This window comes from Nocardia sp. Root136 (assembly GCF_001427185.1).
GTDB classification, from domain to species: Bacteria; Actinomycetota; Actinomycetes; order Mycobacteriales; family Mycobacteriaceae; genus Nocardia; species Nocardia salmonicida.
In genome coordinates this window covers 2,112,757-2,126,968 of record NZ_LMFE01000001.1, presented here as the reverse complement: position 1 = coordinate 2,126,968, position 14,212 = coordinate 2,112,757, and the positions used below count along the sequence as shown (strand labels likewise).

The 14,212-nt window shown below is 67.1% G+C and carries 14 protein-coding genes; 13 read left to right on the top strand and 1 reads right to left on the bottom strand.

What is annotated here, in order from left to right; all coding sequences use genetic code 11:
- Window positions 1–218 precede the first annotated feature (218 nt).
- The 9 genes from cofD to ahcY all read left to right on the top strand — a co-directional run bounded on the left by cofD (window position 219) and on the right by ahcY (window position 8,427).
- Window positions 219–1,205 (top strand): 2-phospho-L-lactate transferase, encoded by a 987-nt coding sequence (gene cofD, locus ASD42_RS09890; protein ID WP_235569355.1) that lies wholly within the window; start codon window positions 219–221, stop codon window positions 1,203–1,205.
- Window positions 1,202–2,596, top strand: a complete 1,395-nt coding sequence (locus tag ASD42_RS09885) for a coenzyme F420-0:L-glutamate ligase (protein WP_056813075.1) — start codon at window positions 1,202–1,204, stop codon at window positions 2,594–2,596. The genes cofD and ASD42_RS09885 overlap by 4 nt, the downstream gene beginning before the upstream one ends.
- A 28-nt stretch (window positions 2,597–2,624) precedes the next feature.
- Complete coding sequence (locus ASD42_RS09880) at window positions 2,625–3,152, top strand: NUDIX hydrolase (protein WP_056813072.1); 528 nt, start codon at window positions 2,625–2,627, stop codon at window positions 3,150–3,152.
- A gap of 204 nt (window positions 3,153–3,356) precedes the next feature.
- Window positions 3,357–4,592 carry an alkane 1-monooxygenase gene (locus ASD42_RS09875; RefSeq protein ID WP_435831624.1) on the top strand — a complete coding sequence of 412 codons (1,236 nt, stop codon included), beginning with the start codon at window positions 3,357–3,359 and terminating at the stop codon, window positions 4,590–4,592.
- Window positions 4,589–4,762: a rubredoxin gene (locus ASD42_RS33730; RefSeq protein ID WP_082844102.1), complete on the top strand. Its 174-nt coding sequence runs from the start codon at window positions 4,589–4,591 to the stop codon at window positions 4,760–4,762. The genes ASD42_RS09875 and ASD42_RS33730 overlap by 4 nt, the downstream gene beginning before the upstream one ends.
- A complete protein-coding gene (locus ASD42_RS09870; protein ID WP_056813067.1) occupies window positions 4,759–4,941 on the top strand; it encodes a rubredoxin in 183 nt (60 codons plus the stop codon). The genes ASD42_RS33730 and ASD42_RS09870 overlap by 4 nt, the downstream gene beginning before the upstream one ends.
- The gene (locus ASD42_RS09865; protein WP_056813065.1) at window positions 4,938–5,597 is read left to right on the top strand and encodes a TetR/AcrR family transcriptional regulator; all 660 of its coding nucleotides are present in this window, start codon (window positions 4,938–4,940) and stop codon (window positions 5,595–5,597) included. Before ASD42_RS09870 ends, ASD42_RS09865 begins: the two co-directional genes overlap by 4 nt.
- A 130-nt stretch (window positions 5,598–5,727) precedes the next feature.
- Window positions 5,728–6,885, top strand: coding sequence for an alkane 1-monooxygenase (locus tag ASD42_RS09860; RefSeq protein WP_056813062.1), 1,158 nt, complete (start codon window positions 5,728–5,730; stop codon window positions 6,883–6,885).
- Window positions 6,886–6,942: 57 nt separating this feature from the next.
- Complete coding sequence (ahcY, locus tag ASD42_RS09855) at window positions 6,943–8,427, top strand: adenosylhomocysteinase (RefSeq protein WP_056813059.1); 1,485 nt, start codon at window positions 6,943–6,945, stop codon at window positions 8,425–8,427.
- Window positions 8,428–8,483: 56 nt separating this feature from the next.
- On the opposite strand, the gene ASD42_RS09850 is transcribed toward ahcY, so the two are convergent.
- Entirely contained in the window at window positions 8,484–8,903 is a 420-nt protein-coding gene (locus ASD42_RS09850; RefSeq protein ID WP_056813054.1) for a hypothetical protein, read from the bottom strand.
- A 116-nt stretch (window positions 8,904–9,019) separates the two neighbouring features.
- On the opposite strand from ASD42_RS09850, the gene ASD42_RS09845 reads away from it, so the two are divergent.
- The 4 genes from ASD42_RS09845 to lpqB all read left to right on the top strand — a co-directional run bounded on the left by ASD42_RS09845 (window position 9,020) and on the right by lpqB (window position 14,187).
- Window positions 9,020–9,667 (top strand): dTMP kinase, encoded by a 648-nt coding sequence (locus tag ASD42_RS09845; RefSeq protein WP_056813052.1) that lies wholly within the window; start codon window positions 9,020–9,022, stop codon window positions 9,665–9,667.
- Window positions 9,668–9,744: 77 nt separating this feature from the next.
- Window positions 9,745–10,422 carry an MtrAB system response regulator MtrA gene (gene mtrA / locus ASD42_RS09840; RefSeq protein ID WP_056813049.1) on the top strand — a complete coding sequence of 226 codons (678 nt, stop codon included), beginning with the start codon at window positions 9,745–9,747 and terminating at the stop codon, window positions 10,420–10,422.
- Window positions 10,423–10,492: 70 nt separating this feature from the next.
- Window positions 10,493–12,376 carry an MtrAB system histidine kinase MtrB gene (mtrB, locus tag ASD42_RS09835; RefSeq protein WP_056815913.1) on the top strand — a complete coding sequence of 628 codons (1,884 nt, stop codon included), beginning with the start codon at window positions 10,493–10,495 and terminating at the stop codon, window positions 12,374–12,376.
- Window positions 12,373–14,187, top strand: a complete 1,815-nt coding sequence (gene lpqB, locus ASD42_RS09830) for an MtrAB system accessory lipoprotein LpqB (RefSeq protein WP_056813046.1) — start codon at window positions 12,373–12,375, stop codon at window positions 14,185–14,187. The genes mtrB and lpqB overlap by 4 nt, the downstream gene beginning before the upstream one ends.
- Window positions 14,188–14,212 lie beyond the last annotated feature (25 nt).

The following is a 14,212-nucleotide window of genomic DNA, read 5'->3' as shown; positions in this document are numbered from 1 at the left end:
AACGCCCCCGCGCTATGCCTTCTCGCGGTGACCGGAATGACATGTCTGTGATTAGACACGCCGCACTTGCCGGTGGTCAACCCGCCGTCACCCTTCCGTTACACTCCACACCCGCCTTTCGTGTTGATCTTGTTATGTGCCGTGGCAAATGACCAGCAACTTCACTGTCATTCGGCGCGAAAGCAACGGGCAACCGTCACTCACTAGGCTGTGACCCTGTGACTGCACAACACGCGGTGCGCGAGCCCAAGATCGCCGTTCTCGTCGGCGGTGTCGGCGGTGCCCGGTTCCTCCAAGGCGTCCGGCAGCTGCTGCCCGAAGCCGACATCTCCGCCATCGTCAACGTCGGCGACGACGTCTGGATGCATGGCCTTCGCATCTGTCCCGACCTCGACACCTGCATGTACACCCTCGGCGGTGGCATCGATACCGAGCGTGGCTGGGGCCACGCCGACGAAACCTGGCACGCGAAAGAGGAGCTGGCGAAATACAACGCTCAGCCCGATTGGTTCGGCCTCGGCGATCGCGATATCGCCACTCATCTCATTCGCACCGAAATGCTGCGCGCCGGATATCCGCTGTCCGCGGTCACCGAAGCGCTGTGCAATCGGTGGCAACCGGGCGTGAAGCTGATCCCGGCTACCGACGATCGCTGCGAAACTCACGTCGTGGTCAGCGATCCCGACAATGCTGGCGAACGTCGCGCGATCCACTTCCAGGAATGGTGGGTGCGGTACCGCGCGGCGCTTCCGACACACGGATTCGCCTCGATCGGCGCCGAGCAAGCCACTCCGGCACCAAATGTGACAGAAATCATAGCCACTGCCGACGCCGTGTTGTTGGCCCCGTCGAACCCCGTGGTGAGCATCGGCGCGATCCTCGCCGTGCCCGGGATCAGAGGCGCGTTGCGCACCAGCGAGGCCAAGGTGATCGGCCTGTCGCCGGTGATCGATGGAAAGCCGTTGCGCGGCATGGCAGATGAGTGCCTCACGGCGATCGGCGTCGAGTCCACCGCCGAAGCGATCGGCCGCCGCTACGGCGCCCGCTCGGCCACCGGCATCCTCGACGGATGGCTGGTGCACTCCACCGATACCGCCGATGTCGCGGGCGTCGAGGTGCGCAGCGTGCCGCTGTTGATGAGCGACCCCGAGGCGACCGCTGAAATGGCGCGCGCCGCACTGGAATTGGCGGGAGTGAAGATATGAGCGCGCAGGAGGCTGCCGACTCGATCCGGCCGGAGAACGGCCAGGTCGACGTGTTGCCCGACCATGCCGCCGACGAGCTGCGGATCCTTCCGGTGACCGGTCTGCCGGAGTTCCGGCCGGGTGACGATCTCGCCGAACACCTTGCGGCACAAGCGCCCTGGCTTGCCGACGGTGACATCCTCGTGGTCACCAGCAAGATCGTGTCGAAGGCCGAGGGGCGCATCGTCGCCGCACCCCTCGACCCCGAGGAGCGCGACACCGCCCGTCGCAAGCTCGTCGAGGACGAAGCCGTTCGGGTGCTCGCGCGCAAGGGCCGCACCCTCATCACCGAGAACCGGCTCGGCATCGTGCAGGCGGCCTCCGGCGTCGACGGCTCCAATGTGGCCGAGGGCGAATTGGTGCTGCTGCCTGTCGATCCCGACGGCAGCGCGAAAGCCCTGCGCACCGCGCTCGCCCAGCGGCTCGGCGTCGACGTGGCCGTGGTCGTCACCGACACGATGGGCCGGGCCTGGCGCAACGGGCAGATCGACGCGGCGATCGGGTCGGCCGGCCTGCGGGTGCTGCACGACTACGACGGCGCCGTCGACAAACAGGGCAACGAACTGCACGTCACGCAGGTGGCCATCGCCGATGAGCTCGCCGCGGCCGCCGATCTGGTCAAGGGCAAGCTCGGCGGTGTTCCGGTAGCGGTGGTGCGCGGGCTGAACACCGAGGACGACGGTTCGACCGCGGCGGCGCTGCTGCGCGGTGGCATCGACGACCTGTTCTGGCTCGGCACTGCCGAGGCGCTCGAGCAGGGCCGCAAAGAGGCTGTGCCGCTGCGTCGTTCGGTCCGCGCGTTCACCGGCGAACCCGTCGACCCGGAACGGATCCGTGCCGCCGTCGCGGTCGGACTCACCGCGCCCGCACCGCACCACACCCGTCCGGTGCGCTTCGTCTGGCTGCGCGAGGCGGCCCTGCGGGCGCGGTTGCTCGAGGCCATGACCGAGAAGTGGCGCGCCGACCTCACCGCCGACGGGCTCGCCCCCGACCGCGTGGAGCGTCGAATCGCGCGCGGTCGCATCCTTTTCGACGCGCCGGAGGTGATCATCCCGTTCTGCGTGCCCGACGGCGCCCATGACTACCCCGACGCTCGTCGCCAGGCCGCCGAGCAGACGATGTTCACGGTGGCCGTCGGCGCTGCCGTGCAGGGCCTGCTCGTCGCGTTGGCCGCCGACGGTCTCGGCAGCTGCTGGATCGGCTCGACCATCTTCGCGCCCGAGATCGTCCGCGAGGTCCTCGATCTGGACGAGGACTGGATGCCGTTGGGCGCCATCGCGATCGGGTATCCACTGGAGGAGCCCACACCACGTGCCGTCAGCTCGGCCGGTGCGGGATTGGTGGAGCTGTGAACCCGACAGCGATCGCGGAGTCGGCCCGATGAGCGCGGAATCGCTGCACGCCTCGGCAACCGAGTTGCTCACCCAGTGGGAGCCCGGCACCGGCGCGGATCACTCACTGCGCGAAGCGATTCTGGCGTTCCTCGGCTCGGCGCCGCGTGGCTGCCTGCGTGAACACGCCCCCGGCCACATCACCGCGTCGGCCATCGTGCTGTCCCACGATCGTCGCGACATCCTGCTCACCCTGCACCCACGCGTGGGCCGCTGGATTCAGCTCGGCGGTCACTGCGAACCCGATGACAAGACCGTGCAGGACGCGGCGCTGCGGGAAGCGGTGGAGGAATCCGGCATCGCCGACCTGATCCTCACGCCGGGTCTCTACGGCGCGCAGGCCCACCCGATCACCTGCTCGCTCGGAGTGCCGACGCGACATCTCGACCTGCTCTTCGAGGTCGTGGCGCCCCCGGGCGCGGTACCGGTTCGCAGCTCCGAATCGACCGATCTGCGGTGGTGGCCGGTCGACGGGCTACCTGCCGGCGCCGACGTTCGGTTTCGGTCAGAGGGGTGATGTAAAGGCCCCTGAAAAGGTCTCTGACCTGTAACGACGACGGCCGTGCCCAGTTGGGCACGGCCGTCGTTTTCGTTGCTCGACCGGGTCTTCTTTACAAATGGCGAAATTTGTCTAGACATCCGACATATCCGCACCTATCGTCTGTAACAGAGAGTTACGCACATCACAGATGTGAGATGTGCCTCGGAACTGGAGACGATGATGTCGACTGATGCCAACGCGTCCGAGCAGCGGGTCGCGCCGCCGCAATGGCGAGATTCCAAACGATATTTGTGGCTGTGGGGCCTGTTCGCCCCGACCGGCCTGTTCACGATCGCGATCCCGCTGATCTGGGGTCTCAACCAGCTCGGCTGGCACCGCATCGCCGAGATCCCGTTCTGGCTGGGGCCGGTGCTGGTCTACATCGTGATCCCGCTGGCCGACCTGTTCTTCGGGCCGGACGGCGACAACCCGCCCGACGAGGTGATGGAGTACCTGGAGAACGACAAGTACTACCGCTACCTCACCTACCTGTACCTGCCGTTCCAGTACGCCTCGCTGATCTTCGCCTGCTACATCATCACCGCGCCGAACCTGCACTGGCTCGGCTTCCCCGGCGGCGCCAATGTGGTCGACAAGGTCGGTATCGCGATCAGCGTCGGGATGATCGGCGGCATCGGCATCAACACCGCGCACGAGCTCGGTCACAAGAAGGTCGAACTGGAGCGCTGGCTCGCGCGCATCGCGCTGGCCCAGTCGTTCTACGGGCACTTCTACATCGAGCACAATCGTGGTCACCACGTGCGGGTCGCCACCCCGGAGGACCCCGCGAGTTCGCGTATCGGTGAGTCCTTCTGGGCCTTCTGGCCGCGCACGGTCTGGGGCAGCCTGCGCTCGGCCTGGCACCTCGAGAAGGAACGTCTCGGCCGACTCGACAAGAGCCCGTGGACGCTGCGCAACGATGTGCTCAACGCCTGGGCCATGTCGGTGGTGTTGTGGCTCGGTTTGATCGCAGTCTTCGGCGTCGAGGTGCTGCCGTATCTGATCCTGCAGGCCGTGGTCGGTTTCAGTCTGCTCGAGTCGGTGAACTACCTCGAGCACTACGGCCTGGTCCGGCAGAAGACCGCGAGCGGACGCTATGAACGACCGGCGCCCGAGCACAGCTGGAACAGCGACCACATCGTCACCAACATCTTCCTGTACCACCTGCAGCGTCACAGCGACCATCACGCCTATCCGACCCGGCGCTATCAGACGCTGCGCAGTTGGGACGGAGCGCCGAACCTGCCCAGCGGCTACGCCAGCATGATCCTGATCGGCTACTTCCCGCCGATCTGGCGCAAGGTGATGGACAAGCGCGTGCTCGCGCACTACGGCGGGGACGTCAGCCTCGCCAATATCGAACCCAAGCGCCGCGAGCAGGTGCTGGAAAAGTACGGAACCGAGGTCGAGTCGTGAGTGCCTACAAATGTCCGGTCTGTGATTTCGTCTTCGATGAAGCCAAAGGCGCGCCACGCGAAGGATTTCCGCCTGGCACACTGTGGACTGCCGTTCCCGACGACTGGTGCTGTCCGGACTGTGGGGTGCGGGAGAAGATCGACTTCGAAGCGGTAGGAGTATCGCAGTGACCGAGTACAAGCTCTACCAGTGTGTCCAGTGCGGTTTCGAGTACGACGAGGCCGAGGGCTGGCCCGACGACGGCATCGCGCCCGGCACCCGCTGGGACGACATCGCCGACGACTGGACCTGCCCGGACTGTGGAGCCCGCAAGTCCGACTTCTTCATGGTCGAGATCGAACGTTCGTGAGCGTCGCGGGTACCCCGCGCACCGGTTCGCGCATCCCGTATCAGGAGGCCGCGCGCGAGCTGCTGCGCACCTCGGTCCTCGACGGGATGCGCGAACTGCTCACCGAGCGTGACTGGTCCAAGGTCACGCTCGGTGACGTCGCGGCCAGAGCCGGGGTGAGCAGGCAGACGCTCTACAACGAGTTCGGTTCGCGCTCGGGGCTCTCGCAGGCCTACGCGCTGCGCCTGGCCGATGATCTCGTCGACCATGTGCGCGAGGCGCTCGACGCCAATGTCGGTGACGCGCGCGCGGCGATCCGGGTCGGGATGTCCGGGTTCTTCCTCTCCGCCGCGGGCGACCCGCTGGTCCGTTCGCTGTTGAGCGGGGAGATGAAGCCGGATCTGCTGCGGCTCATCACGCTCGACGCGGCCCCACTGCTCGGGCACGCCACCGCGCGCCTGACCGAGGTCTTCATGCACAGCTGGGTGGACGCGACGCGCGCCGAGGCCGATGTGCTCGCGCACGCGCTGGTCCGCATCGCGCTGAGCTACATCCCGAATCCGCCCGTGCCCGAGCGCGACGCCCCCGCCGAGATGAGTGCCCTGCTCGGTCCGTATGTCGAGGCAATCGTGCAGGTGCGAGGGATGCGCGTCCCATCGGATGACGTAGATCACTGAGAGAAGTCATGAGCTCTGATTCGCTCTTGTGTAACCATCACCACGTTTGAGGATCTGGCGGTGTGTAACGCGCCTAGGGTCTGTCAGTATTCACATCGGTCGGCGATGGTCTTTTTGTAGCGGAGCGGGTGTGCAAACGGTTGGCAAACCGGGGGGTCTTCGTGATCCCAAACGGTATCTCTGGGCTCTAGGGCTGATCGCCCCGGCGTGCGCGCTGTTGCCCTCCCAGCTGGTGTTCCATACCAAGGCTGAAGTGTTCTGGTGGATCGGACCAGTCATCGTGCTGATCGCCATCCCCGTGCTGGACTGGATCGTCGGTGAAGACGGCAACAATCCCCGTGACGAGGACTACGCCGCGCTCTCCGCCGATCGGTACTACCGGTGGTGCACCTACCTGTTCCTGCCGATCCAGTTGGTCAGCCTCGGCGTGGCCTGTTTCATGTGGACGAGCCCCGAGCTGGCCCTCGTCGACAAGCTCGGCTTGGCCGCCACGGTCGGCTTCGTCAGCGGCATCGGCATCAACGCCGCCCACGAATTGGGCCACCGGGTGGAGCGTGCTGAAAAATTGCTGTCGAAGGTCGCGCTGGCCCAATCGGGCTACGGCCACTTCTTCGTCGAGCACAATCGCGGACACCACGCCCGTGTGGCCACCCCCGAGGATCCGGCCAGCGCCCGCATGGGTGAATCGCTGTGGGAGTTCTTGCCGCGCAGCGTGATCGGTGGTTTCCGGTCGGCCCTGCAACTCGAGCGCGCGCGCCTGTACCGGAAGGGTCGCGGCTGGTGGAGCGTCGAGAACAACATCCTGCAAGCCTGGGCGATGACGGCGGTGCTGTTCGGTTCGCTGACGCTGGTCTTCGGCCCGGCGATCGTGCCGTGGCTGATCATCCAGGCCGTGATCGGCTTCGGGCTGCTCGAGACCGTCAACTACGTCGAGCACTACGGGCTGCTGCGTGCGCGCAAGCCCAACGGGCGCTACGAGCGGTGCTCCCCGCGCGACAGCTGGAACTCCGATCGCCTGGTCACCAACATCTTCCTGTTCCATCTGCAGCGCCACAGCGACCACCACGCCAACCCCGGTCGCCGCTATCAGACCCTGCGCAGCACCGAAGAGGCGCCTCAGCTGCCCGCCGGCTACGCCACCATGATCGTGTTGGCCGCCGTCCCGCCGCTGTGGCGTGCGGTGATGGACCACCGGGTCGCGGCGCACTACGGCGGCGACCTGCGCTTGGCCAACGTCGCGCCCGAGAAGCCGCGACGGTTGCTGGCCCGATACCGCGCCGCGGCCTGAGACCCCACCTCGACGGACCCGGGAACGCGCGCGGCCCCAGACGGTAACCTAACCAACGTGACGACCTCAGAACTCCCCGCGCGCACCGAGCTCACCCCCGACGTCCGCAACGGCATCGACTACAAGGTGGCAGACCTCTCGCTGGCCGAATTCGGCCGCAAGGAGATCCGCCTCGCCGAGCACGAGATGCCGGGCCTGATGGCGCTGCGTCGTGAATACCACGACGTCCAGCCGCTGAAGGGCGCGCGAATCTCCGGATCGCTGCATATGACGGTCCAAACCGCCGTCCTGATCGAAACCCTCGTTGCCCTCGGCGCCGATGTGCGCTGGGCCTCGTGCAACATCTTCTCCACCCAGGACCACGCCGCCGCCGCCATCGTGATCGGCCCGAACGGCACCGTCGACGAGCCCGCCGGCATCCCCGTGTTCGCCTGGAAGGGCGAGACGCTGGAGGAGTACTGGTGGGCCGCCGAGCAGATGCTCACCTGGCCCGGCGAACCGGCCAACATGATCCTCGACGACGGTGGCGACGCGACCATGCTCGTGCTGCGCGGTGCGCAGTTCGAGAAGGCCGGTGTGGTTCCGCCCGCCGACGCTGACCACTCCGCCGAGTACACGGTGTTCCTCGACCTGCTGCGCGGGAGCCTCGAGGCCGACAAGACCAAGTGGAGCGTCATCGCCGACTCGGTCAAGGGCGTCACCGAGGAGACCACCACCGGCGTGCTGCGCCTGTACCAGTTCGCCGCCGCGGGTGAGCTGGTGTTCCCGGCGATCAACGTCAACGACTCGGTCACCAAGTCCAAGTTCGACAACAAGTACGGCACCCGCCACTCGCTGATCGACGGCATCAACCGCGGCACCGACGTGCTCATCGGCGGCAAGAAGGTGCTGATCTGCGGTTACGGCGATGTCGGCAAGGGCTGCGCGGAGTCGCTGGCCGGCCAGGGCGCGCGCGTGCAGGTCACCGAGATCGACCCGATCAACGCGCTGCAGGCGCTGATGGACGGCTACGACGTGGTCACCGTCGAGCAGGCGATCGGCGATGCCGACATCGTCATCACCTCGACCGGCAACAAGGACATCATCACCCTCGACCACATGAAGGCGATGAAGGATCACTCGATCCTGGGCAACATCGGCCACTTCGACAACGAGATCGATATCGCGGCGCTGGAGCGTTCGGGCGCGACCCGGATCAACATCAAGCCGCAGGTCGACGAGTGGACCTTCAAGGAGTCCGGCAAGGCGATCATCCTGCTGTCGGAGGGTCGTCTGCTCAACCTCGGCAACGCGACCGGTCACCCGTCGTTCGTGATGTCGAACAGCTTCTCCAACCAGGTCATCGCGCAGGTCGAGCTGTGGACCAAGCCGGAAGAGTACGACAACGAGGTCTACCGCCTGCCCAAGCACCTCGATGAGAAGGTCGCCAAGATCCACGTCGAGGCCCTCGGCGGCACCCTGACCAAGCTCACCAAGGATCAGGCCGAGTACATCAACGTGGACGTGGAAGGCCCGTACAAGCCGGACCACTACCGCTACTGAGTTCTGTACGCCACGGTGGCCCGTCGACCCTCGGTCGGCGGGCCACCGTCGTCACCTCACCCGACCGGCCCGGTGGCGCAGATCGAGGGGCGACCGTTGCTGCTCACGCTGAGCAGTCCACAGATCAGGGCGCCGGCGAGGTCGCTGGAGCCGGTAGAGGTGGCGGCTTCGTTGCTCCCTGTCATCACGGCGGGGCCCGAGCCGGTCGTCACCACGCTGGTGAGCAGCCTATTCAATGAATCCATGACCTCGGCGGATCCGACCACTTCTTGTGCTGCGGCGGTCGGGTCGGCGCCACAGCGCGAGCCGCACTGGCCCGCTTGGAGGAGGCCGGCCAGAAAGCTCAACGGAGCCAGTAGCGCGCTTCCGGAATCCGGCGCCACAGAATGGTCGCCGGTCTCCGCGGCGGCGGTGCCGCAGGTCAGCGCGGCGGTGATGGCGAGGGTGGCGGCAGTGGTGCGAAGGATCATCTTCATTGGTGCTCCGATTCCGGGCGCCCGGCTACTTCCGGTGCGGTGGGGACCACTCTGTTCGGCGGCGTCGGCGATGACCAGCCCGGAGTTCTGGGGGCTGTGCGGGTAATCTGCTGCGCATGGGCGTATTGATTGCGGTCGAGGGGCTCGATGGTGCCGGTAAACGGACTTTGATCGATGGGCTGATCGCCGAATTGTCCGCGAAGGGCTTGCGGGCGGACAGTCTGGCCTTTCCGCAGTACGGGCATTCGATCCATGCCGATCTCGCGGCGGAAGCGCTGCGTGGCGGCAATGGCGACCTGGCCGGGTCGATCAACGGCATGGCGATCATGTTCGCGCTCGATCGGTCGGCCGCGCAGGCGGAATTGTCGGACCTGCTGGGCGGCAACGACATCGTGATCCTGGACCGGTGGGTGGCCTCCAACGCCGCCTACTCGGCCGCGCGGGCGCACCAGGACGCCGACGGCGAAATCGTGTCGTGGGTGGGCGATCTGGAGTTCGGCAGGCTCGCATTGCCCGCGCCGGATCTCACCGTCCTGCTCGACGTGCCCACCGAGGTGGCGGTCGAACGGGCCCGGCTGCGTGGCGAACTCGACGACACGCGCGCCCTCGATGCCTATGAACGGGACGGCGGTCTGCAGCAGCGCACCGGCGAGGTCTATCGTGAACTCGCCGACCGCGACTGGTTCGGCCGGTGGTGGACATACCGATCCGATGACGATAGGCCTGCGTTACTCACCCTCTGTTCGGAAATCTTTTCCGGATGAGGTTGGATACGCGACGGGTTCGCACCATTAATGGCGTGGCGGCCCGATCCTGGCCTGGGAGATGACAACATAGGACTATGAAGCCCAAGATTCTGGTCGTCGACGACGATATGGCACTCGCTGAGATGCTGACCATCGTCTTGCGCGGGGAAGGGTTCGACCCGCATGTGGTGGGCGACGGCACACAGGCCCTGTCAGCGGTGCGGGAAATCCGCCCCGATCTGGTTCTGCTCGACCTGATGCTGCCCGGCATGAACGGCATCGATGTATGCCGGGTGCTGCGGGCCGATTCCGGCGTTCCGATCGTCATGCTCACCGCCAAGACCGATACGGTCGATGTGGTCCTCGGCCTGGAGTCCGGCGCCGACGACTACATCGTCAAACCCTTCAAGCCGAAGGAACTCGTCGCCCGCGTACGAGCGCGCCTGCGCCGCACCGAGGACGAGCCCGCCGAGCTGCTCTCGATCGCCGATATCGTCATCGACGTGCCCGCGCACAAGGTGACTCGCGGCCCGGGGCAGATCTCGCTCACCCCGCTGGAGTTCGACCTGCTGGTCGCGCTCGCGCGCAAGCCTCGTCAGGTGTTCACCCGCGAGGTACTGCTCGAGCAGGTGTGGGGTTACCGGCACGCCGCCGACACCCGTCTGGTGAACGTGCACGTACAGCGGTTGCGCGCCAAGGTCGAGAAGGATCCGGAGAACCCGGAGATCGTGTTGACCGTGCGCGGTGTCGGTTACAAGGCCGGACCGCCGTGATCGGTCACTGCGAGGCGCCGCTGTGACCACTGGTCCAGTGGCGCAGCTGCGGCGGTGGGCGAGCCCGATCATGGCCTGGTTCCAGGCCGTCGGGACCGCACTCGGCCACCTGTGGCGCCGGTCGTTGCAGCTGCGAGTCATCGTTTCGACGTTGACCCTTTCGCTCATCGTGATCACGATCCTCGGGGTCGTGCTGACCGGTCAGATCACCGACCGGCTCCTCGAAGCCAAGATCAACGCGGCTGTCGAGGAAATGGATCGTGCCCGCAGCACGATCGAGAACAAGATGTCGGGCGTCCAATCCGGCAGCAGCCAGGAGCAGCAACTCGACGACGCGCGTGCCGCGCTGTCCAGCCGTGGCGGCACCGGTCAGTCCAGCGGCGCCGCGGGGAGTTTCGACTCGGCGTTGGCGATGGTCGGCGGGACACCGCCGCACGAGATCGCCACCAGTTCGATCTCGGAGGTCCCGCAGGAACTGCGCCGATTCGTCCAGCGCAACCAGGTCTCCTACCAGTTCACCACCGTCGCCGACCCCGACGGTTACCGCGGGCGTGCGCTGGTCATCGGCAGCCCGAGCGCCGAGGTCGCGACGTTGGAGATCTACCTGATCTTCCCGCTGGCGAGTGAGGAATCGAGCCTGTCGCTGATGCGCGGCACGATGCTCATCGGTGGGGTGGTCCTGCTGGTGTTGCTCGCCGCGATCACCGCGCTGGTCACCCGGCAGGTGGTGCTGCCGATCCGGTCGGCGGCGCGAATCGCGGGCCGATTCGCCGACGGCAGGCTCAAAGAACGCATGCTGGTGCGCGGCGAGGACGACATGGCGCGGCTGGCGCAGGCGTTCAACGAGATGGCCGAGAGCCTGTCGAACCAGATCACCCAGCTCGAGGAATTCGGCAATCTGCAGCGCCGCTTCACCTCCGACGTCAGCCACGAACTGCGCACCCCGCTCACCACGGTGCGCATGGCCGCCGACCTCATCCACGGCTCCAGCGACGATCTCGATCCCGCCCTCGCGCGCAGCTCCGAACTGCTCGTCAACGAGCTCGACCGGTTCGAGGGCCTGCTCAACGACCTGCTCGAGATCTCCCGCCATGACGCGGGCGTGGCCGAACTGCAGGTCGAATCGCTGGATGTGCGGATGTGCGCGCGGGCCGCGATCTCCACGGTGCGCCACCTGGCCCGCGACGCCGAGATCGAGGTGGTGATCGACCTGCCGGAGGAGCCGGTGATCGCCGAGGTCGATCCGCGCCGCGTCGAGCGCGTGCTGCGCAACCTGCTCGCCAACGCGATCGACCACTCCGAGGGCAAGCCGGTGCTGATCCGCATGCGCGGCGACGCCGAGGCCAATGCCGTCGCGACGGTGGTGCGCGATCAGGGCGTCGGGCTGCGGCCGGGCGAGGAGAAGCTGGTGTTCAACCGGTTCTGGCGCTCGGACCCGTCGCGGGTGCGTCGCTCGGGTGGCACCGGGCTCGGCCTGTCGATCAGTGTCGAGGACGCGAATCTGCACGAGGGCAGGCTCGAGGCGTGGGGCGATCCGGGTGTCGGTGCGAGCTTCCGGCTGCTGCTGCCGATGGTGCGCGGCCGCAAACTCGGTCAGAGCCCGCTCGCGCTGGAACCGATGCTGCGCAAGGTCCCCGCGCTGCCGGAAGTCGAACCCGAGCCGAATGTCGTCGAAGCCGAACCTGCCGAGCCGACCTCGGTCGCTCCGACAGAGTCCGGCTCGACTGTTGCCGAGCCGGCGGGAACCGAGCCGACGGCTATCGATCCGACTGTCGACGACTCGACCGTCGCGGAGCCGGGAGCGGTCGAACCGCAAGACACCGACCTATCGGCGGAGGACCCCGGCATCGACCGGCCCGCCACGGATGCGCACCCGACGACCAACGGTCGCGGCGCTGCCCCAGCCGACCTCGACGAGCCGATGTCTACCGAGACCAGAGACGGGAAGTCATGACCAGCGCGCGTGGTGATCGTCGGGATCGGCACGGCGCCGCACTGGTCGCGGCGGTTCTGACCGGGCTGATGGTGCTCACCGGCTGTGCGAGCCTGCCGGAGTCCTCCGCACCCCAGGCACTCGGCACGATCAACCCCGCCCCCACGTCGGAGGGGCCGACCCCGCCGATCTCCGGCCGCGACCCCGACCTGCTGCTCGGCGACTTCCTCACCGCCAGCGCCGATCCCACCAACAAGCACGCCGCGGCCCGCCAGTACATGGCGCCGGAGACAGCGGGCAGCTGGAACGACGAGGCGAGCACCACCATCGTCGACGATCGCCCCGACACCCTGCGCGAGTCGCGTTCGGGCGACAGGGCCAGCTACGTGCTGCGCGCCCGTAAGGTCGGTGAGCTCGCCCGCGACGGCGGCTATCGCGCCACCGAGGGCACCCTCGAGAACAAGATCGAGATGAGCAAGATCGACGGCGAGTGGCGGATCACCGAGCTGCCGCCGGGCGTCGTGATGGACAACGACGCCTTCGTCAACTCCTATCATCGCTATGTCCTGCACTACATCGACCCGGGCAATTCGCTGCTCGTCCCGGATCCGCGCTGGATCTCGGTGCCGCGCGCCCAGCTCACCGAGCGATTGATCGGCATGCTCGCCGAGGGCCCGCAGTCCACGATCGCCCCGGTGGTGCGTAATCAGTTGGCGCAGCCGGTCGCGCTGCGGGGTCCGATCACCAAGGCCAACAACGAGCCGGGTGATGTCGGGGTCGGCATCGGGGGAGTGCGTATCGACTTCGCCGGGATCAGCGGGCTCGGACAGCGCGACCGCGAGCTCCTCGCCGCGCAGGTGGTGCTCACCCTGGCCGGCGCCGATATCCTCGGCCCCTACGTGCTGCTCGCCGACGGCAAGCCGCTCGACGACCGGTACGTCAACGGCTGGTCGGTCGCCGATGTCGACCAGTACAGCGCCTCGGCGCCCGGCCAGAACCGGATCGGCCTGCACGCGCTGCGCAACGGCACCCTGGTGCAGGTCACCCCGGACGGGATCGTCACGCCGAGCGGTTCCTTCGGCGAGGCGACCAATCTACAGTCGGTCGGCATCTCGGCCGACGGCCAGTTCGTCGCCGCGGTCGCCGCCTCGGGCAAGCCGATGCCAGAGCCCGCCCACACTCTGCTCATCGGAAACTACGGTGCCAAGGCGTTCGCGGTCGCCGAGGGCAGCAGCATCGCCCGCCCGTCCTGGACCAGCGACGGCGGCGCCGCGTGGACGGTGATCGACGGTGAACGGGTCATCCGGGCGGTCACCGATCGCGCCACCGGCAATGTGTCCACCGAGGACGTCGACATCACGGCCCTGTACGAAGGCGCCGGCGCCCCACGACCGCCGATCAGCGAGGTGGTGATCTCGCGCACCGGCGTGCGCGCGGCGCTGATCGCCGACGGCAAGGTCTACGTCGCGGTGGTCCAACGTCGTCCCGACGGCAAGTACGCGCTCACCTCCCCGCTGCCGCTGGCGCTGGGTCTGAGCTCGCGCGCGGTCTCACTGAGCTGGGTCACCGGCGACACCGTCATGGTCGCCCGCGAAGGCAATGTCGACCCGGTCTTCACCGTCTCCATCGACGGCTCCCAATTCAGCTCGGTGACCTCGCAGAATCTCACCCCGCCGGTTCGGGTGGTGACAGCGGCCCCGGCCACGCAGTACGTGGCCGATTCCCGGGCCGTGTTGCAGCTGCAGACCGCCGATCCGACCCGCAATGACCGTTTCTGGCGCGAGGTACCAGGTTTGACCGGAGAAGAGGTTGTACCGGTCCTACCGAGCTGAGCCTGTCGGTACCCACTGCCATACT

Bases quoted from the DNA above. Each gene is read 5' to 3' on its own strand.
- ASD42_RS09885 (WP_056813075.1), top strand. From the start codon at position 1,202: ATGAGCGCGCAGGAGGCTGCCGACTCGATCCGGCCGGAGAACGGCCAG.
- ASD42_RS09880 (WP_056813072.1), top strand. From the start codon at position 2,625: ATGAGCGCGGAATCGCTGCACGCCTCGGCAACCGAGTTGCTCACCCAG.
- ASD42_RS09875 (WP_435831624.1), top strand. From the start codon at position 3,357: ATGTCGACTGATGCCAACGCGTCCGAGCAGCGGGTCGCGCCGCCGCAA.
- ASD42_RS09850 (WP_056813054.1), bottom strand. From the start codon at position 8,903: ATGAAGATGATCCTTCGCACCACTGCCGCCACCCTCGCCATCACCGCC.
- ASD42_RS09845 (WP_056813052.1), top strand. From the start codon at position 9,020: ATGGGCGTATTGATTGCGGTCGAGGGGCTCGATGGTGCCGGTAAACGG.
- mtrA (WP_056813049.1), top strand. From the start codon at position 9,745: ATGAAGCCCAAGATTCTGGTCGTCGACGACGATATGGCACTCGCTGAG.
- mtrB (WP_056815913.1), top strand. From the start codon at position 10,493: ATGGCCTGGTTCCAGGCCGTCGGGACCGCACTCGGCCACCTGTGGCGC.
- lpqB (WP_056813046.1), top strand. From the start codon at position 12,373: ATGACCAGCGCGCGTGGTGATCGTCGGGATCGGCACGGCGCCGCACTG.